General features: G+C 57.5%; 19 protein-coding genes and 1 other annotated feature. Of the genes, 12 read left to right on the top strand and 7 right to left on the bottom strand.

Features of this window, described 5'->3' with window-relative positions; genetic code table 11:
- Window positions 1-2: 2 nt before the first annotated feature.
- From P0G09_RS04955 to P0G09_RS04940, 4 genes are all read left to right on the top strand, one after another.
- The gene (locus P0G09_RS04955) at window positions 3-944 is read left to right on the top strand and encodes an AEC family transporter (RefSeq protein ID WP_275252101.1); all 942 of its coding nucleotides are present in this window, start codon (window positions 3-5) and stop codon (window positions 942-944) included.
- A gap of 198 nt (window positions 945-1142) precedes the next feature.
- The gene (locus P0G09_RS04950; RefSeq protein ID WP_005931230.1) at window positions 1143-1337 is read left to right on the top strand and encodes a DUF3873 family protein; all 195 of its coding nucleotides are present in this window, start codon (window positions 1143-1145) and stop codon (window positions 1335-1337) included.
- 72 nt (window positions 1338-1409) lie between these two features.
- Window positions 1410-4010: a peptidoglycan-binding protein gene (locus P0G09_RS04945; protein ID WP_275252100.1), complete on the top strand. Its 2601-nt coding sequence runs from the start codon at window positions 1410-1412 to the stop codon at window positions 4008-4010.
- A gap of 3 nt (window positions 4011-4013) precedes the next feature.
- The gene (locus P0G09_RS04940) at window positions 4014-4706 is read left to right on the top strand and encodes a peptidoglycan-binding domain-containing protein (protein WP_097786518.1); all 693 of its coding nucleotides are present in this window, start codon (window positions 4014-4016) and stop codon (window positions 4704-4706) included.
- A gap of 190 nt (window positions 4707-4896) precedes the next feature.
- On the opposite strand, the gene P0G09_RS04935 is transcribed toward P0G09_RS04940, so the two are convergent.
- Entirely contained in the window at window positions 4897-6237 is a 1341-nt protein-coding gene (locus tag P0G09_RS04935; protein ID WP_275252099.1) for a D-alanyl-D-alanine carboxypeptidase, read from the bottom strand.
- Between the two features lie 160 nt (window positions 6238-6397).
- Here P0G09_RS04935 and P0G09_RS04930 point away from each other — a divergent pair, with 160 nt between their 5' ends.
- Window positions 6398-7081 (top strand): metallophosphoesterase, encoded by a 684-nt coding sequence (locus P0G09_RS04930; protein WP_275252098.1) that lies wholly within the window; start codon window positions 6398-6400, stop codon window positions 7079-7081.
- Between the two features lie 148 nt (window positions 7082-7229).
- Here P0G09_RS04930 and P0G09_RS04925 read toward each other — a convergent pair whose 3' ends face one another.
- From P0G09_RS04925 to P0G09_RS04905, 5 genes are all read right to left on the bottom strand, one after another.
- Window positions 7230-9929: a leucine-rich repeat domain-containing protein gene (locus P0G09_RS04925; protein ID WP_275252097.1), complete on the bottom strand. Its 2700-nt coding sequence runs from the start codon at window positions 9927-9929 to the stop codon at window positions 7230-7232.
- Between the two features lie 313 nt (window positions 9930-10242).
- Complete coding sequence (gene argS / locus P0G09_RS04920; protein ID WP_117476006.1) at window positions 10243-12057, bottom strand: arginine--tRNA ligase; 1815 nt, start codon at window positions 12055-12057, stop codon at window positions 10243-10245.
- A gap of 162 nt (window positions 12058-12219) precedes the next feature.
- On the bottom strand, window positions 12220-12693 hold the full coding sequence (locus tag P0G09_RS04915) for a DUF1934 domain-containing protein (RefSeq protein ID WP_227611447.1): 474 nt from the start codon (window positions 12691-12693) through the stop codon (window positions 12220-12222).
- Window positions 12694-12712: 19 nt separating this feature from the next.
- Window positions 12713-13537, bottom strand: coding sequence for a glutamate racemase (gene murI, locus P0G09_RS04910; RefSeq protein WP_005931199.1), 825 nt, complete (start codon window positions 13535-13537; stop codon window positions 12713-12715).
- Complete coding sequence (locus tag P0G09_RS04905) at window positions 13530-14624, bottom strand: D-alanine--D-alanine ligase family protein (protein WP_097773558.1); 1095 nt, start codon at window positions 14622-14624, stop codon at window positions 13530-13532. The genes murI and P0G09_RS04905 overlap by 8 nt, the downstream gene beginning before the upstream one ends.
- A 307-nt stretch (window positions 14625-14931) precedes the next feature.
- Here P0G09_RS04905 and rpmG point away from each other — a divergent pair, with 307 nt between their 5' ends.
- From rpmG to rplL, 7 genes are all read left to right on the top strand, one after another.
- Window positions 14932-15081: a 50S ribosomal protein L33 gene (gene rpmG, locus P0G09_RS04900; RefSeq protein ID WP_005920501.1), complete on the top strand. Its 150-nt coding sequence runs from the start codon at window positions 14932-14934 to the stop codon at window positions 15079-15081.
- Window positions 15082-15097: 16 nt separating this feature from the next.
- The gene (gene secE / locus P0G09_RS04895; protein WP_005931188.1) at window positions 15098-15337 is read left to right on the top strand and encodes a preprotein translocase subunit SecE; all 240 of its coding nucleotides are present in this window, start codon (window positions 15098-15100) and stop codon (window positions 15335-15337) included.
- Between the two features lie 28 nt (window positions 15338-15365).
- Window positions 15366-15896: a transcription termination/antitermination protein NusG gene (gene nusG / locus P0G09_RS04890; protein WP_005931184.1), complete on the top strand. Its 531-nt coding sequence runs from the start codon at window positions 15366-15368 to the stop codon at window positions 15894-15896.
- Between the two features lie 133 nt (window positions 15897-16029).
- A complete protein-coding gene (gene rplK / locus P0G09_RS04885; protein ID WP_005931181.1) occupies window positions 16030-16455 on the top strand; it encodes a 50S ribosomal protein L11 in 426 nt (141 codons plus the stop codon).
- 57 nt (window positions 16456-16512) lie between these two features.
- On the top strand, window positions 16513-17205 hold the full coding sequence (gene rplA / locus P0G09_RS04880) for a 50S ribosomal protein L1 (protein WP_005931176.1): 693 nt from the start codon (window positions 16513-16515) through the stop codon (window positions 17203-17205).
- Between the two features lie 95 nt (window positions 17206-17300).
- Window positions 17301-17440: a sequence feature (ribosomal protein L10 leader region), on the top strand.
- Between the two features lie 37 nt (window positions 17441-17477).
- Complete coding sequence (gene rplJ / locus P0G09_RS04875) at window positions 17478-17993, top strand: 50S ribosomal protein L10 (RefSeq protein ID WP_005931168.1); 516 nt, start codon at window positions 17478-17480, stop codon at window positions 17991-17993.
- Between the two features lie 70 nt (window positions 17994-18063).
- A complete protein-coding gene (rplL, locus tag P0G09_RS04870; protein ID WP_005931165.1) occupies window positions 18064-18438 on the top strand; it encodes a 50S ribosomal protein L7/L12 in 375 nt (124 codons plus the stop codon).
- 169 nt (window positions 18439-18607) lie between these two features.
- Here the strand turns inward: rplL and tsaD are convergent, their stop codons facing one another.
- Window positions 18608-19615: a tRNA (adenosine(37)-N6)-threonylcarbamoyltransferase complex transferase subunit TsaD gene (tsaD, locus tag P0G09_RS04865; protein ID WP_005931163.1), complete on the bottom strand. Its 1008-nt coding sequence runs from the start codon at window positions 19613-19615 to the stop codon at window positions 18608-18610.
- Between the last annotated feature and the right edge of the window lie 3 nt (window positions 19616-19618).

Genomic DNA, 19618 nt, shown 5'->3' with positions numbered 1-19618 from the left:
TCATGGCTGAAATTTCAAGTCTGCTGACATTGCAGGGCCAGCTTGCGCTGCTGACCCTCATTGGCTTTTTTCTGGCCCGCAAGGGCATCATCAATGCGCAGGGACGCAAGTGCCTGACCGACCTGCTCATCAATGTCATCCTGCCCGCGAACATCATCCAGTCGTTTCTGGTGGAGTTCAGCTGGGATGTGCTGAAGAGAAGTGCGTCGATCTTTGGGATCTCGCTGGCGCTGCAGATCGGCTGTGTGGTGCTGTGTGCCCTGGGCTACAACTGGCTGCCCTTTGCAAAGCGGAGCGTTTACCAGTATGGAACGGTCTGCTCCAACGGTGCGTTTCTGGGCAGCGCACTGGTGGACGGCATCTGGGGCAGCAGCGGCCTGCTGCTCAGCTCCATCTACCTCATCCCCCAGCGTGTGGCAATGTGGTCGGTAGGCGTGAGCTACTTTCTGCAGGACGAAAAGCCCGCTTCCAAAGAGGAGATGCGGGCAGACCGCAGGGCCGTGCTGCGGAAAACATTCACCCACCCCTGCATCCTGGCGGTCGTGGTGGGCATGGTGCTGATGGCCTCTCAGCTGCCGCTGCCCGGCTTTTTGGGCCGCACCGTCAAGAGCCTGAGCAATTGCAACATGGGTGTTTCCATGATCCTGATCGGTGCCATCATCGGCAGCAGCCGGATGGGCAAACTCTGGGATAAAGACTGCTTCCTCTACTGCCTCATCCGGCTGGGGCTCATCCCGGCGGCGGTGCTGCTGGGATGCAGGCTCTGCGGCGCGGAGAGCCTTGTGACCGGTGTTTCCGTGGTATTGGCCGCCATGCCCATGGGCGGCGTGACCGCCGTTCTGGCGGAAAAGTACGGCGGGGATTCCGCCTTTGCCAGCAAGTGCGTGGCGGTCTCCACGGTGCTCTCCCTCATCACCACACCGCTGTGGTGCATGGTCGTGTAAGGGTGGGGCCGACCGCTGCGCCCGCAGCGGAATGTGAAAAACACCTTGTCAATGGCAATCATGGCCGAAGAATCACGGTTCTTTTTGTCCAATCGGCGAATAGCCTTTGCCGCCGGATGGTGATACAATAGGCAAGGTGTTGCGCGGCGGTGCCGCAGAATGCCATAACATGACAAAAATAAGGAGAGCGCGTGGAAAATGGAACCATTTTATCTGATGCCCGGGCAGGAACGCTGTGAACAGTTTAAGGATGCGAATGGTGTGCCCAAAGTCCGCTACTCCTATTGTTCGCTGAACGGGGCGCTGTTCCGCTGTGTGAGCCGCAGCGTGGAAGAAGCCGAGCGCCTGTGCGAGGACTGGCTGGTGGGTCAGGACCGCTGCTACATCAACTGAAAAATGCACCCTCTGCTCCTTTGCGGAATAAGCTGTAAGAGAATCAGCTGATCGGCAAAGGAGTTTTTTTATATGATGAATGGCATCCTGCGTATCCAGACCTATCGGCCCCGGCAGTCGGCTCCGGTGGAGGGAGTGACTGTTGTGATCACCGGCAGCGGCTTCACGGCTCACCGCATCACCGATGCCGAGGGCAATGCCGAGGATGTGGCCATCTGTGCCCCGGCCTGCGCCCTCTCGCTGGACGAGAACAACACCACGACCCTGCCCTATGCCGTGTGCAGCCTGACGGCCAGAAAGCCGGGCTACCGCACCGTCCGCATCCAGGGCATCCAGATCTTTGCCGGGCAGGTCACGCTGGCCCGGCCTGAGATGATCCCGGACACCGAGGAGGGAAAAGACATTGTCGACCCGCCTGTGATCATCCCCACCCACGCTCTGTTTGCGGGGAACGGCGGCAGCGGCCCGGCTCCCACCAATCCATGCACCGGCAGCCGGGTGCTGGACCGTGTCATCGTACCCAAAAATATTACGGTCCATCTGGGCAGGCCCGCCGCCTCGGCCCGGAACGTGACGGTGTCCTTCCGGGATTATATCGCCAATGTGGCTTCCAGCGAGGTCTACCCCACTTGGCCCATTGAAGCGTTGAAAGCGAACATCCACTGCCAGATCTCGCTGGCGCTCAACCGCATTTACACCGAGTGGTATCCCAGCAAGGGCTACACCTTCAATATCACCAACTCCACCAGCTACGATCAGTATTACGTCCATGGCCGCACGGTGTTCGATGTGATGGTAAAGCTGACGGATGATATCTTCAACACCTACATCCGCAAGACCGGCACCGTGAATCCCTACTACTCCGAATACTGTGACGGAAAGTCCGTCACCTGCCCGGGGCTCAAGCAGTGGGGCACGGTCACGCTGGCAAATCAGGGCCGCAATGCCCTGAGCATCCTCAAGTACTATTACGGCAGCGATATCGAGATCGTCCGCACCAGCAACATCCAGTCCATCCCCAGAAGCTATCCGGGTTCCCCCCTCCGGCAGGGAGACCGGGGCACGGCGGTGTTCACCCTGCAGCGGCAGCTGAACCGCATCACCAAGGATTACCCCTTCCTTGGCCTGCTGACCGTGGACGGGATCTTTGGCAGCAGGATGACCGAGACCGTGAAGAGATTCCAGAAGCAGTTCAACCTGACCGCTGACGGCGTGGTGGGGCGGCAGACCTGGTATAAGATCAGCTATATCTATGTCTCGGTGAAAGACCTTGCAGAGCTGACCAGCGAGGGAGAAACGGCCGCAGGCACCCTCTCGGACGGCACCTGGGGCGACACCGTCCTGCGCGTCGGCTCTTCCGGCAGCGCTGTGGAGCAGCTGCAGTTCTGGTTGAACACTCTGGCCCAGTACGAGAGCAGCATCCCCTCCGTGACAGTGGATGGCGTGTATGGCAGCGGCACCGCCGGTGCGGTCCGGGCCTTCCAGCGAAGATACGGCCTGTCTGTGGACGGTGTGGTGGGCCGCGCCACCTGGACAGAACTCTACAATCAGTTCCGCAGCATCCAGTCCGACAATGGCAGGCCCAACGCTTACCCGGGCACAGCCCTGCGGCAGGGCAGCAGCGGGCAGAACGTCCGGCTGGTGCAGTTCTGGCTCAAGATCGCCCGCACGGTGTATCCCAGCCTGAACACCCTGACCGTAGATGGGAAATTCGGCGCAGGCACGGCGGCGGCAGTGCGGAGATTCCAGAGCTACTTCGGCCTGACCAGCGACGGCGTGGTGGGCCGCACGACCTGGAACAAGCTGTATGAGGTCTACAACGATATCGCCAACCGGCTGCTCACAGCCAGCCTGCGCCCCGGCGAGTATCCGGGCATTCTGCGCCGGGGCAGCACCGGAACGGCAGTGCGGGAGCTGCAGTTCTACCTCTACCTGATGAGCGCTTACGAGAGCAGCATCCCCGCTGTTTCCATCGACGGCAGTTTCGGTGCGGCGACCGAGAATGCCGTGCGGGCCTACCAGCGCTTTGCAAAGCTGACGGTGGACGGTGTAGTAGGGCGCACGACCTGGAATTCTCTCTACGGTAAAGCCAGCATCCTGCGGGTGTCCGGCCCGGTGGTCACGCTGAAGCGCCTGCCTTACCCGGGCACACCGCTGGCAGTGGGGGCCACAGGGGACGCGGTGCTCTACTACAACCTCCTTTTGCAGCGCATTGCCTACTATTTCGACAGCGTGGAAAGCCCGCCCCTGTCTGACCGGTATACCGACGAGACGGCGGTCTCTACTCGCAGTGCACAGGCCCTGCTGGATCTGCCCGAAACCGGAGTCGCAGATGCAGAGACCTGGACGGCGGTGGAGGCCCTGAGCCTGCAGCTGGCCGCCGTTTCCCCCAACCCTGACCGGGATGCCGGGCAGGCCGATGTTTACCCGGGCCGCGCCATGAAAGAGGGGAGCGTTGGCCCGGATGTGGGGCAGATCGAACAGTGGCTCAATGGACGCTGTATGCGGAACTGCGGCGAGGGCTATGTGGCCGAGAACTTCCGCTTCGGCCCGAAGGAAACAGAAGGGGTCCGGGCTGCACAGGAGCGGGCGGACCTGCTGGTAACGGGCACGGTAAACGAGGAGACCTGGGCCGCGCTCCGTGCCCAGAGCTGCGAATGCGAGGAGGGATGACGGATGGCACGGCTGCTGATCTATGATGCCTATGAGAACAAGGTGTACACCTACAACAGCCTGAACGAAAACGACCCGATGCCTTACAGCACCGAGCGCACCCTGACATTGCGGGAGTTCCGGGGCAAATCGGGGAGCCCGGTGCTCTGGACGACCATCGCCGCCATGGAGGCCTGGAACCTGACCCGCCGCAAGTACGGCAAGGGCATCCCGGTGGGATATGCCTTCCGCCGCATCTGGGAGGGCGGTCACGGCACCCGCAGCCAGCATTACGCCGGCGTGGCCTTTGATGTGGGCCAGCGCCTGACCCAGAGCCAGCGCACAGCCATCTATAGGGCCGCCCGGTCCACCGGAGCCTGGGGCTATGTGGAGCCCCTGAGCCAGACCCCCACATGGGTGCACTTTGACCGCCGCTACGGCACCCCGGCCTGCAGCGGCACCACAGCGGGCTACCCCACCCTGCGGCGGGGGAGCCGGGGCTGCTATGTGATGATCCTGCAGGACGCGCTTTCCACACTGGGCTACCAGACCGGCAGCCGCATCGACGGCCTGTTCGGCACCCGCACCGAGGAAGCCCTGAGGGGCTACCAGCGCCGCACCAGCCTGACGGTGGACGGCGTGTGCGGCTGCAACAGCTGGAAAAAGATCACAACAGCAGTGATCGGCATTGGCAGAACAAAAACGACGATCGACTAAGAAATAGAAAGAAGCTCCGCCGTGAAGGTGGAGCTTCTTTGCAATCGGTGGCGAAACCCCTCAGTCACGCTTCGCGTGACAGCCCCCCCCCCCCTAATAGTGGGGCCCTTGGCATGGCGTAAAGCTGTCCAGTTTTGCCAAGGCCGCCCCTACCAGGGGCGGTGGCATCCCGTAGGGATGACGGTGGGGTTTATCTTCTATGGATCTTTCGGTTCGGTCTGCGCCCGTTCCACAGGTTGATGAACACCCACAGGCCGTAGACCGCCAGAGTGAGCAGGGAGAGGACGATGACCACCTTGAGATACAGGCTGTGGAAGAAGGCCTGTACCTTGGAGACCGTGAAAAGCAATGCGTTCTGGTGGACATCCTGCCCGGCAATGAGGTTCACCACGCCAATGGTCTCGCCTGCCAGCTTGAGCTCCACAGTGCCCACCACGTCGCCCTGCTGGATGGGGGCTGTGGCGTAATCGGGCAGGTGGAAATATTTCTGCGTCACCGAGCCATCCCCCGTGGAGGGCAGCAGGGTCATCATGCTGTCGGCGGGGTAGAGCTGCAGGGTGTCGGTATCGGAGGAGTATTTGACCGGGATCTCCGCCAGCGCCTGGTCGGTGTCCAGCGCGGCCTGGATGGAAAAGCTCTCGAACACCCAGTCGATGAGCTTGGTGGTCTCGTACAGCGCCGGGCGGCGGTTGGAATAGCCGTAATCATCGCAGGTGTCGGGGCTTTGCATGATGCAGAAGATGTAGGTGGCCCCGTCCTTGTTGGCCCACGAGACATAGCTCTGATTGCCGCTGTCGTTCTTGTAGGCCATCACGTCGCACATGCCGCCCTGCATGGCGCTGCGGTAGAACCTGCCGCCGCTGGTCTTGTTCAGGGCCACGTTCTGGCTCAGCAGCACAAAGCTCTTGGCATGCTTTTCCTTGGCCGGCATCGTGAAGGTGGGGGCGGCGGAGATCTCCTTGAAGGCATCAAAGCTCATCAGGTAGCGCAGGATCAGGTACATGTCCACGGCGGTGGTGGTGTTGCCGCTGTCCAGCCCGCAGGCATCTGTCCAGGTGCTGTTGGTGGTACCAATGCGCTGGGAGAGGGTGTTCATCTGGCTCACCCAGCCCGCCAGGTCGCCGCCCGAGAGCTCGTAGGCCAGACCCATGGCGGCCTCATTGGCGTTGCGCGTCACCATGGCGTAAAGGGCTTCCCGGTAGGTAAAGGTCTCGCCCGAGCGCATGTCGGCATTGTCGGTGCTGTGGACATAGTCCGAGATGGCAAAGGGCATCGTGAACGTGCTGTCCAGCTGGTCGGCATAGTTGGTCAGCACCAGCGCAATGGTCATATATTTCGTCAGGCCCCCGGCGGACACCTGCTTCTCGCTGTCTTTTTCATAGACGATGATGTTGGTGTCGGTGTTCACGATATAGGCGCTCTGGGCCTTGACATCGTAGACCGTGCTGGGGTCAAACATGGCTCCGGCCGTCACGGCAAGGCAGCTGAACAGGACGGCAAGGGACAAAAGCAGTGCAAAAATACGTTTCATGTGGACAATTCCTTCAAAAAGCGATAATATATAAAATACGGGCGCTGCGCCCGGAAATGACAAAGAATGGCGAACAAAGATTCGCTCCTTTAATAATAACAGGTTTGCCGCGCAGAGACAAGGGTTTTGCCACGGTTTCACAAAGCGGCAGGAGGGGACTATGGTATATCTGACAGGCGACACCCACGGCGAGCTTGACCGTTTCAAGCACGGCAGGCTCCGCTGGCTGGGCAAACGGGACATTGTGGTGGTGCTGGGCGATTTCGGCTTTGTGTGGGATGGCAGCAAGGAGGAACAGAAAAAGCTTGACTGGCTGCGCAAGCGCTCCTACACCCTACTTTTCCTTGATGGTGCCCACGAGAATTACGACCTGCTGGCCCAGTACCCCGTCGAGGAGCGGTTTGGCGGCAGGGTCCAGGCTTTGGGCGGCAATGTGTACCATGTCTGCCGTGGTAGCGTGCTGGAGCTGGAGGAAAAGAAATATCTCTGTTTTGGCGGCACCGAGAGCCCCGACAAGGAAGAGCGGGAGGCCGGATACAACTGGTGGCCGCAGGAGATGCCCAGCGATGAGGAATACGCCGCCTGTGAGACCAATCTCGAAGCAAACGGCTGGCAGGTAGATTATGTGCTGACCCACGATGCCCCAAGCAGATTCCTTGATTTTACTTCCCTCGCGGTGGGCGAATCCAACCGCCTGCACCTGTTTCTTGATAAGGTTCTGCTGAAGCTGACCTACGAAAAGTGGTTCTTTGGCTGCTACCACAAGGATGTGGCCCTTTCCACCAAGAGCCGTTGCGTCTTTTGTGATATCATCCCCATGGGCGAACGCCACGCGAAGCGGTAAAAAGAGAGAAGGTGCCCATGACTTTCAGGCCGGTGGTGTACATCATAAAAAGACGAAGAAGATCGTGAACACTCTATTGGGTTCACCAATAAACAGCAGGAAGCCCCTTGACAGTGTAATCGTCAGGGGGCTTTCTGCCTGCCAGGGGTTAGTTCTTGAGTGCCTGCGCCTTGCGCCAGATCTGGATCACTTCCCAGTAACTTACAGAAGCAGCTGCAGTTTTATTGGAAGGAAGCAGCTGGTTCTCAGAGGCCCAGGTGAGAGCCTTCTGTGCATTGGTGGCATCGTTGTCCAACGCAGCAGCGGGAGCAGGTTTGCCGGCATCATCCCACACTAGTTCGGCAAGTTCGGTGGCATTGGCGGGGATCGCTGCGCCATCAGGGAGAATACGTTTCAGATAAAGCTCCGTGCCGATTCGGCAGCCCTGCCATGTCAGCATGGCGGCAGCACCAATGACCATAACGGTGCCCAGAATGCCAGAACCACCATCTTCGATGGAAGCATCTTTTGTCATGGCTTCCATTGTTACACCCTTTTCACCTGCGGGCATTTGAAAGCGCAATGGATTTTGTTTGACATCGGTCGAATCGTCCAAACCGCTGACCAACCACTGATCGAACGCAATGGCATCGCTCTGGCTGATGTAGGTGACAGTTACACTGGCGTTTTCAGGCACCTTTGCAACCAGATCACCAATCTCGTTTCTCCCAGCATGAATCTCTTCGCCATCATGCTCAATGAGAACGGTAGCATTCTTAATGGTCAGGGGATAAAGATCTGCAGTGGGAACAATGGGAGCAGCTTTTTGGCGAATTTCAAACGTGCCTCCGTCCACGATGGCAGAGAGTAGATTGGAATTATTGGAATGGATCTTTACCTTTACGGTATACCTGCCTGCTTTTGTGGGGGCAACGACTTCTTCTCCCATATCGTTGAGATAGACAATCTCAAGTTTGATCTCGTCAGATTGCAAAAGAGCATTCAGCCTGCTGTCCGCCCGGACAGTCACTGTGGCCGTATGATCATTGCCTTCCTCTTCCACAGCATCCTCTGGCAGGGTGACAGCGAGTTCGTTCTGGAAAGTATCATTGGTGATGGTAACGGGGTGGATCGTGATCTTTTCCGGAATGTCGATTCGGACGATATCCCCCTGAATGATTCGCAGGGTGTATGTTCCGGCATCTTTTGGAAGCTCATTGAATTCTTCTTCGTTTGAGGTGCCTGCGTTCCTGACATATCTTACAATGTAATCTGTGATGCGTGTATCCTTGGGTTCGATCCTGATATCGATATTGTCCCCATAGGAATAGTCCGCTAGACCGCTGATGGTGAAATCACCGGTGTCATAATTTGTGTGTTCGACAGTGGTCAGAGTTACGGCTGTATCATCCTGACCTGCAACAAAAGTATAGGTGGTATTGTCTGCACTCACAGTGCCGCTGCCCCCTGCCCAGGTATAACGATCTCTGTATTGAGGATCGCTGACGGTCAATTCCACTGTTTTACCAATCGTGACAATGAATTTGCCATCGTTGATGGGAACGCTGCTGCCATCAACTTTGGCGGTAACGGTACGGATGTCGCTGGTTACCGTAACATCAATAGAACCAGGTGCTACAGGGACATTTTGTAGGCCAGAATCCGTGAAAATAGCGTTCCATTGAGAACGAGAGCCTGAATACTCTATGTTATTCAATGCTGTGCAATTGGAAAATGCCGACTCGGGAATTTTGGTTACACTGCTGGGAATCGCGATCCGTTCGAGCTGCTCGCAGCCAGCAAAAGCATCATCGAGAATCTGTGTGATACCCTCCGGGATATCGATGCTCTTTAAACTGATACAACCTGCAAAAACTGATTCCGGAAGTTCCGTTATCCTGCATGAAAATTCAATGTCTTGTAGCTTTTGACAATTCATAAAGGCACCGGTTCCAATAGAGACCATGGAGTCTGGCATCTTCACAGAGGCCAGATACAAACAACAGTCAAAAGCATGAGTTTCAATTCTTGCCACACCATTGGGTATTTTGAAAGCAGGATCCGCTCTTCGAGAAGGATAACGGATTAAGGCGTAATCGCCATTTGCTGATTTTTCGTACAACACATTGTCTATTGCCGGATAGCTTTCGCTGTCTGATGTGATTGCTGAGAGAGCGAAACATTCAGAAAATGCATCGGTTCCGATCTGTGCCACATTGGCAGGAATATGAATTTGAGTCAATGCAGTTCCGGTAAAAGCCCGCTCTTCAATGGCAGTTACGCTGTCTGGAAGAGTAACGGTGTGCAAGCTGTAACAATAACGGAACATGCCGTCTGCAACGGATGTTACACCCTCTGGAATGGTGACAGTATCTAATTTTTCGCAGTGATGAAAAGATTCTGAACCGATCTCTGTTACAGAATCAAGAATGGGAATATCTGTCAATTCGCTGCAAAACATAAAGGCCTGGCGGCCAATCTTTTTCACGCAGGATGGTTTATTGTCATGAATAGTAACGCTTTTCAGTGAGGTGCAATTATAAAAAGCATTGCTGCCAATTTCTGTTACAGTGTCGGGGATCTGGACACTTGTCAGGACGTACTTGTAATTGCAGAACACCTGGTCTCCGATTTTTGATACAGGATATATGTAAGCACCATGTGTTACCTGAGCAGGGATCGTGATCCTATGTTCATTGCCCGTATACTTTGTTATTGTTGCAGTATTGTCAGCATTGAGGATAAACTGATAAGAACCATCTGTATATGCCATAGGGGAATCGCTTGCAAAAACAGTGACAGTGCCCACAGGGAAAAAGGTCAGCAGCATACTGAATGTCAGAAATAAGCTGAGTAGACGCTTTTTCATAAGAAAATCCTCCTTTGCATTTCGTAAAAGACTTGTCCGATGTGCGTCATAATGCGAATGAATATGACGCTTTACACAAAATATTTTTCAGTAGATGAAAATATAAAGTCAATATAATGGGACATGCTTTGTGAGAGAACACAAAAACTGAGAATTTTTTTATACGGAAGATACAAAAAGAACCGAGTCCTGTGATATATATGGGCGGAAGGCTCAGCATACAATAAAAAAATGAGATAGGCACCCCCTTTCGGGGAAGTCTATCTCATCTTTTTATTGGCACTGTTTTGCAACAGCCCCTTCTCATTCTCTTTTACATCTTCTCAGGGACGTTGATCTTGAACATAGTCAGCACATTGAAGATAACGTTCTTCACACCGATGCACAGAGCCAGGCGGGCCTGCTGCACGGCGGGATCTGCACCCTGGATGCGGCAGTTGCCGTAGAAGCGGTGGAAGGCGCTTGCCAAATCAATGACAAAGCGGTTGATGCGGCTGGGGTCGTACTTCTCAGCAGCCATAACGATCTCCTGCGGGAAGGCGGCCAGCATCCGGATCAGGTCCATCTCGCTGGGGTCGGTCAGCAGGGTGGCATCCACCTGCTCGGCACCAGCAAAGGCTACACCCTCGCTCTCCATCTTCTTGAGGATGGAGCAGATGCGGGCGTGTGCGTACTGGACATAGTACACGGGGTTGTCGTTGTCGGTCTTGACGGCCTGATCCAGGTCAAAGTCGATGCCGCTGCCTGCGTCGTGCATGTTGAACAGGAAGCGTGCGCTGTCGATGGGCACTTCCTCCAGCAGGTCGGTCAGGGTGATGGCATTGCCGGTGCGCTTGGACATCCGGACAGGCTGGCCGTCACGCATCAGGTTGACCATCTGCATCAGCACAACATCCAGATCGTTGCCGTTCAGGCCGATGGCATCCATGGCACCCTTCATGCGGGCAACGTGGCCGTGGTGGTCGGCACCCCAGACATCAATGGCCTTGGCAAAGCCGCGGGTGGCCAGCTTGTTGTAGTGGTAGGCAATGTCGGCGGCGAAGTAGGTGGGGATGCCGTTTGCGCGGACGAGGACTTCGTCCTTGGCTTCCTCCTCGGTGCCGTCCTCGGTCTTTTTCTTGTTCACGGTGCCGTACTTGGCAGCATACTGGGCGCTGCGGTACATGATGGCACCATCCTCGGCCTTGTAGCAGGCACCCAGCTCCAGCAGCTTGTTCACAACATCCAGGACAGCGCCGGATTCGTGCAGGGTGCTCTCGTGGAACCAGACATCGTAATCGATGCGGTACTTGCCCAGGTCGCGCTTGAGGGCAGCAATGTTCTTGGGCAGGGCGTAATCCACCAGAGCGTTCTTCAGGGTCTCAAAGGCTTCGCTGGCAAAGAGGGCCTCTTCGTCCAGCCCAGAGCAGGCTGCAACGTACTTGTCGCCGTTGATCTCTGCAAACTCACCGGCCAGCACCTTGATGTCGCCGCCCTGATAGCACTCAGCGGGCAGGGGATAGGCTTCCTCGCCGCAGAACTGCTGCAGATAGCGGACGGCCAGACTCTTGCCAAACTTCTGAATCTGGTTGCCTGCATCGTTGATGTAGAACTCACGGGTCACATCATAGCCGGACCAGTCCAGCACAGCGGCCAGGCAGTCGCCCAGAGCGCCGCCGCGGGCGTTGCCCATGTGCATGGGGCCGGTGGGGTTGGCAGAAACGAACTCCACGTTGTACTTGGCACCCTTGCCGTGGTCGGTGCGGCCGTACTCCTTGTTGGAGCAGGCACCCAGCACCACGCTGGCCCAGAAGGAGGGGGCGAGGAACAGGTTGATGAAGCCGGGGCCGGCCACTTCCACCTTGGCAAACACGCTGTGCTCGATGGACGGCAGGTGGGCCAGAAGGGCATCGGCGATCATCTTGGGGGCCTTGCGCCAGGTGCGGGCACCGGCCATGGCCAGATTGGAAGCGATGTCACCGTTCTTGGTGTCGGCAGGGATCTCCACGATAAAAGCGGGCAGCTCGGCCTCGGCCAGAGTGCCGTCGGCCATGGCGGCCTTGGCAGCCTCAGTCAGCAGAGCGCGGGCCTCGGCCAGTGCCGCTGCCCGGGGGTTGTAGTTCTGATAGGTCTTTTCAAAGTCTGTCATAATTTTTATCCTTTCACGGGCTCACCCTCTCAGGCCGCTTCGCGTCCAGCTCTCCCAAAGGGCGAGCTTTTGACAAAACCACAAACTCTATAATTTCTGTCAAGACCTCCCACTTTGGGGGAGGTGGCATCGCGCAAGCGATGACGGAGAGGGTGAGGATGTTCAGTTGATGTGCTCGACCTGGATCTCAAGCGTTGTCCGATTGATGAGCGCTGTGGGGTCATCGGCATCCAGCAGATAGCTGAACTTTGCCGTGCCGCCCGCAGGCTCCGAGAGGTCGCACGCGATGCCGTCGCCGGTCACGCCCAGCGTAATGGGGCCGACCTCGGTCTCGTAGTAGCAGATGTTCCGGTAATCCCGCTGGATGACCAGCTGGGTGTTGACCTTGCCAAAGCGGAGCAGGGCCACCCGGCTGCCGTCCTCGGCGATCTTGATGGTGGTGGTGCAGCCCGCAAAGCCAATGGTCTCCGTCTCCTTATAGCTAATATAATAGGAACCGGCTTTTTTCAGGAAGCTGCCATAGGTCATCAGCTCGATCTTGTCTGTCTCCTCGGCGGGGAGGGGCTCCGTGTGCTCGAACTGCTCCGAGACGCTTCGAATCAGGATGCGGTAATCTTCGTTGTGTGCAGTGCTCACAGTTTTGTGTTCCTTCACTTTAATATTTGTCAATGGCGATCTGCTCCACCTCGCCGCCCTTGTACTCGCCCAGGAACAGGTCGGCTGTCTGCACGAACCCGTCCGGCGCGTCACTGACATAGAAATGGGCCTGCCCGGCGGGGTGGTCGGCCTTGAGCCCCCGCTCGCTCAGGATGCGCTCCAGATGGTGGGCGGCAGTCTTGGCCGGGTCCACCAGCACCACGTTCCGGCCCATGAACTCACCGATCATGGTCTTGATCAGGGGGTAGTGGGTGCAGCCCAGGATCAGGGTGTCCACCCCGGCATCCCGGATCTCCGTCAGGTACTGGGCAATGACCAGCTTGGTGATCTCCTGCTTGTCCGGGGCGCTGTGATCCACATAGCCCGCTTCCACCAGCGGCACAAAGAGCGGGCAGGGACGGGCGGTGATCTCCACACCGGGTACCAGCCTGCGCAGGAGTGCCTCATAGCTGCGGGAGCGGATGGTGGCTGCAGTACCGATGACACCGATGCGCCGGTTCCGGGTGGAAAAGGCGGCCTCCCGGGCGGCGGCATCCACCACGCCCAGATAGGGCACCGGGAGCTTTTCGGCCTCAGCGGCGGGGTAGGTGCTGGACACCGTGCCGCAGGCCGCCATGATGCACTTGACATCCTTGGAGAGCAGGAACGCGATGTCCTGCCGGGCATATTGCAGGATGGTCTCCGGGCTGCGGCTGCCGTAGGGCACCCGGCCGGTATCGCCAAAGTAGACGATGTTTTCGTGGGGCAGCCGCCTGCGCAGCTCCCGCACGCCGGTCAGGCCGCCCAGGCCGCTGTCAAATACGCCGATGGGGCGGTTATCCATGCTGCTTTTCCGTCCTTTCCAGCGCAAGTTCGATCAGGTGATCGATCAGGGCGGGCACGGGAGTGCCCTCATGTTCCATGAGCTTGGGGTACATGCTGATGGGGGTGAAGCCGGGGAAGGTGTTGATCTCGTTGATCATCACCCGGTTGGTACCATGCTCCACAAAGAAATCGCAGCGGGCCAGGCCCTCGCAGTTCAGGGCGGTGTAGGCCATGGCGGCGTAGGTCTTGACCTCGTCCAGCTTTTCCTCGCTGAGTCTGGCCGGGATGACCACCTGGCTGACCCCGTTCTTGTACTTGTCGTCGTAGGTGTAAAACTCGGCACCGGCCAGGATCTCACCCGGGCGGGTGGCCACGGCAGGGTCAGAGCCGATGACGGCGCACTCGACCTCGTGGCCGTCCACAAAGGCCTCGAACACCACCTTGTGGTCGTTCTCAAGGGCCAGTGCAATGGCCTGCTTGAGCTCATCCCGGTCGTGGGCCTTGGTGATGCCCACGCTGGAACCGGCGTTGGCAGGCTTGACGAAGATGGGCCAGCCCAGCTTGGCAATGGCTCCGTCACACACACCGTCCAGGTCGCTTTCGATCTCCCAGCGGCAGGCGCTCAGCCACTTGGTGTGGGGAATACCGGCTGCATCAAACAGGGCGTTGGCCACGGCCTTGTCCATGCAGACAGCGCTTGCCAGCACGCCGCAGCCCACGTAGGGGATGCCGGCCAGCTCCAGCAGGCCCTGCACGGTGCCGTCCTCGCCCCACAGGCCGTGGAGCGCGGGGATGACCACATCCACGTGCAGCTTTTCCACCTGACCGGACGGGGTGAACAGGATCATGCCGTGGTCGGCGCGGTCGGGGCTGATGACGCAGGGCATGTTGCCGGGCAGCTCTTCCCAGCTGCCGTCGGCCATCTGGGCGCTGGTGGCCTCGGTGCACAGCCAGCGGCCCTCCCGGGTGATGCCTACGGTCAGCACCTCGTAGCGGGCGCGGTCCAGGTTATCCACAAAGGTACCGGCGGACACGCGGCTGACCTCGTGCTCACTGGACATGCCGCCAAACAGCACGACGACACAGAGTTTATCTTCAGATTGCATCATGATCTCTCCTGATCTTATGGCCGGAAAGGGCGCTTTGCCCGGGGCCGGATTTTCTATAAGCAGTTATAGACACTTTATTATACTATATCTATGCGGCGGATTCAAGGCGTAGGCCAAAACAGGCAGGAGAGAAAAAATTCAAAAAAGTCTCAAAAAACGCAAAAAATCCGCTTGACGGATGGCAAAACGCGTGATACAATGATATCACCTCTTTTGCGGGGTTATTAAGTGCGCCCTGTTTTTAGGGCGTGCACCGCAAGCCGAGGGAGGTTCAAAACAACCGTTATAATGGAGGTGTCAACAAATGACCGTTAAAATCACTCTGGCCTGCACCGAGTGCAAGCAGCGCAACTACAACACCACGAAGAACAAGAAGAACAACCCCGATCGTCTTGAGATGAAGAAGTACTGCCGTTTCTGCAAGAAGCACACGGTTCACCGCGAGACGAAGTAAGAAAGGCGGACGCATCATGGCAGACAAAACCGAGAAAAAGCCGGGCTTTGTAGCCAGAATGAAGGGCTTTGGCGCAAACATCGCCAAGTTCTTCCGCGACACGAAGAGCGAACTGAAGAAGGTCGTGTGGCCGTCTAAGGCGGACGTTAAGACCAACACCATCGTCGTGCTCGTGACCGTGGCGATCGCAGCCGTTGTGATGATCGCGCTGGATGCCATTTTCGGCGGCATCCTGGGCCTGATCATCGGCGCATGATTCATCTTGAAACGGAGGCTTAACCAAAATGGAAGAACAGACCAATGAGGCCCTTTGGTATGTAGTCCACACCTATTCCGGTTACGAGAACAAGGTTGCGAACGACCTACAGACCATGGTGGAAAACCGCCATCTGCAGGACCTGATCTGTGACATCAAGGTTCCTACCGAGATGGTGCCTGAGATCAAGGACGGCAAGGAGCGTATGGTGGAGCATAAGCTGTTCCCCGGCTACGTTCTGGTCAAGATGGTCATGAACGACGATACCTGGTATGTGGTGCGCAACACGCGCGGCTGCACCGGTTTCGTCGGTCCCGCATCCAAGCCCGTTCCCCTCTCTGCTGAGGAAGTGGAGAAGATGGGCGTTGAAAAGGCGGCTCCGCTGACCGTCGATTTCAATGTCGGCGATACCGTGCAGATCACCGCCGGCCCGCTGGAAGGCTTTATGGGCCTTGTGGAGGGCATCGATACCGAGAGCTTCAAAGTCAAGCTCAAGGTCAACATGTTTGGCCGCGAGACACCCGCAGAAGTGGATATCGCGCAGGTCGAGCTGCCGTAACCAACCGGCATCCGTTTACCAAGGTAAGACCGCAGTGCGGTTCTTATAGAGCGTGTGCATCGTGTGCGCGCTCGTGGGAGGCGTGGGGAGACCACGCCGCAACTCACCACAGATTTTTGGAGGTGCATTTACTATGGCACAGAAAGTTACTGGCTACATTAAGCTGCAGATCGAGGCCGGCAAGGCGACTCCGGCTCCCCCTGTTGGCCCTGCTCTGGGTCAGAAGGGCGTTAACATCATGGCCTTCACCAAGGAGTTCAACGAGCGTACCAAGAACCAGATGGGTTATGTTATCCCCGTCGTCATCACCGTTTACGCTGACCGCTCCTTCAGCTTCATTACCAAGACTCCTCCGGCTGCCGTTCTGATCAAGAAGGCTGCTGGCATCAACACCGCTTCCGGCAAGCCCAACAAGGAAAAGGTTGCTACTCTGACCGCCGCTCAGGTGGAAGAGATCGCCAAGACCAAGATGCCCGACCTGAACGCCGCTTCTCTGGAAGCTGCATGCAGCATGGTCCGTGGCACCTGCCGCTCCATGGGCGTTACCGTCGAGGGCTGAGACACAAACAGTGGGAGGGCATAACACTGCCCGCATGACCACATAGGAGGATATACAATGAAACATGGCAAGCACTATGTCGATGCTGCTAAGCAGGTCGATTTTTCTAAGCTGTATGATATGAACGAGGCTCTGGAGCTGGCTTGCAAGACCGCTTCCGCCAAGTTCGACGAGACCGTTGAGCTGCACGTCCGCCTGGGCGTTGACGGCCGCCACGCTGACCAGCAGGTCCGCGGCGCTGTTGTTCTGCCCAACGGCACCGGCAAGACTGTCCGCGTCTGCGCCATTGCTAAGGGCGCTGCTGCCGCTGCTGCTGAGGCAGCCGGCGCTGACATCGTGGGTGATGACGAGCTGATCGCACGCATCGCCGGCGGTTTCATGGACTTCGACGTTGTTGTCACCACCCCCGACATGATGGGCCGCGTTGGCCGTCTTGGTAAGGTTCTGGGCCCCCGCGGCCTGATGCCCAACCCCAAGGCCGGTACCGTTGCTCCCGACCTGGGCAAGGCTGTTACCGAGGCTAAGGCTGGTAAGATCGAGTACCGTCTGGACAAGCAGAACATCATCCACGTTCCCGTGGGCAAGGCATCCTTTGGCGCTGAGAAGCTGTACACCAACCTGGATACCGTGATGAGCGCTATTGCAAAAGCAAAGCCCGCTGCTGCAAAGGGTACCTACTTCAAGAGCGCTACCATCGCCACCACCATGGGCCCTGGCATCCGTCTGAACACCCTGAAGTACGGTGTCTAATTTGAAGCTTTGAAGTTTTTTCTATCATCCTGACGGATGACAGAAAAAATCTTTAAAAATTCAAAAAAGCGCTTGACAACACCGCGCGTTTGCGGTAAAATAATGATGCTGTTTTTGAGACAGCAGGTGCTGGAGTCCAGCGTAAGGTGCAAACCGCCTGCCGAGAAACGTGCGTAAAGTTGTTTTATGCCTCTTTCTCGACACAGTGCGGGAAAGAGGCTTTTTCGTTGCTCCGGCTTTCGATACAAGTTTTTGAAATGAGGTGAAACCGAATGCCCAGTGCAAAGATTCTTTCTGAAAAGCAGGCTTATGTCGCTGATCTGAAGGCAAAGTTTGAGAGTGCGGTTTCCGGCTGCGTCGTCGCTTACGGCGGTATCAACGTCGAGAACGACACCAAGCTCCGTAAGGAGCTGCGTGAGGCAGGCGTTGATTACATGGTCGTGAAGAACACCATGCTGCGTCTGGCTGTCAAGGGTACCTCCCTGGAGGGCCTGGCTGAGAACTTCAAGGGTGACACTGCTGTTGCTTTTGCTCACGAAGAAGACCCCATGTCCGCTGCCCGCATCCTGTGCAAGTATCAGGATGGCGATAAGTCCAAGAAGTTCGTCGTGAAGGCTGGCTTCATGGAAGGCAAGGTCATGGACGCTGCCGAGACCAACGCCATCGCAAAGCTGCCCAACCGCGAGGGTATGCTGTCCATGTTCGCAGGTGCTCTTACCAGCACTCTGTCCGGTCTGGCTGTTGCTATGCAGGCCTACGCCGACAAGCAGGAGGAGCCCGCTGCCTAATGGCTGCGTGACCGCTGCTTAACACAAAACTGAAACAAACAAAAACCATTGATATTGGAGGGTTATTACCATGGCTTCTGAGAAGATTACCGCCATCATCGAGTCCGTTAAGGGCCTGACCGTTCTGGAGCTGAAAGAGCTGATCGACGCTTACTGCGAGGAGTTCGGCGTTTCTGCTGTTGCTGCTGCTGCTCCCGCTGCTGCTGGCGCTGCTGCTGCCGCTGAGGAAGAGAAGACCGAGTTCGACGTTATCCTGGCTGAGGCTGGCGCTACCAAGATGCAGGTCATCAAGCTGGTCAAGGAGATCACTGGTCTGGGCCTGAAGGAAGCAAAGGCTATCGTTGACGGCGCTCCCAAGGCTGTCAAGGAGAAGGCTTCCAAGGCTGAGGCTGAGGACATCAAGAAGAAGCTGGAAGAGGCTGGCGCTAAGGTCGAGATCAAGTAATTTGATCCCTTCTGAACGTTCTTTCTTGAATTCTTATTCTTGAAACAAAAGGCACTCTCGCTGAAAGGCGAGGGTGCCTTTTTGGTTGTGCGCCCGCAGCAGGGCAAAAAGCTCCCGGAGCGGTGGCACTGAATGCCGCACCGCTCCGGGAGCTTTGGTTTTGCTTCGTTTATTCGTAGTCGATGGGCAGGGTGGGCAGACCGTTCAGATCAAGGCCTGCCGTGTGGCCCGCCATGTACTGGTAGTAGCCCTGCGCCGCGATCATTGCGCCGTTGTCGCCGCAGAATTTCAGCTCAGGCAGATAGACCTTGGCCCCCAGCTTCTGGGCACCATCGTTCACCAGCTGGCGCAGGCGGCCGTTGGCGGCCACGCCGCCCGCCAGACAGACCTGCTTGGCCCCGGTGTCGGCAGCGGCCAGCAGCAGCTTTTCGGCCAGAATACCCGCAATGCGTTCCTGAAAGCTTGCCGCCAGATCAGGCACGTTGATCTCCTCGTTCTTCATCTGGGCCTTGTTTACCTCGTTCAGCACGGCGGTTTTCAGGCCGGAGAAGCTGACGTTGTACTTGCCGTCCACATGGGGAACTGGCAGGCGGTAGGCCTTGGGGTCGCCTGTTTTGGCGGCATTTGCCACGCTGGGGCCGCCGGGATAGGGCAGACCTAGCGTGCGGGCAACCTTGTCAAAGGCTTCACCGGCGGCATCGTCCACGGTGTGGCCCAGAATGTGGTAGTGGGTATAGTCCTGCACCTCCACGATATGGCTGTGGCCGCCGGATGCCACCAGACAGAGGAAGGGCGGTTTGAGCTCCGGGTGGGTCAGATAGAGGGCCGCAATGTGGCCCCGCAGGTGATGCACCGGAACCAGCGGCTTGTTGGCAGAATAGGCCAGCCCTTTGGCAAAGTTCACACCCACCAGCACCGCGCCGATCAGGCCCGGCGCAAAGGTGACGGCCACCGCGTCCACATCGTCCATGGTCTTGCCTGCGTCCAGCAGAGCCTTTTTGACCGTGGCGCTGATGAACTCGCAGTGGCGGCGGCTGGCGATCTCAGGGACCACGCCGCCATAAAGAGCCTGCTCCTTGACGCTGGTGGAGATGACGTTGCTCAACAGGCGGCGGCCATCCTCCACAAGGGATGCGGCGGTCTCGTCGCAGGTGGATTCGATTCCTAAAACGATCATAAT

The sequence above is a fragment of the Faecalibacterium sp. DFI.5.82 genome (assembly GCF_029076575.1).
Lineage (GTDB): Bacteria > Bacillota > Clostridia > Oscillospirales > Ruminococcaceae > Faecalibacterium > Faecalibacterium duncaniae.
Note: the sequence above shows the minus strand (reverse complement) of the source record. Positions and strands in the feature narration are given on the sequence as shown.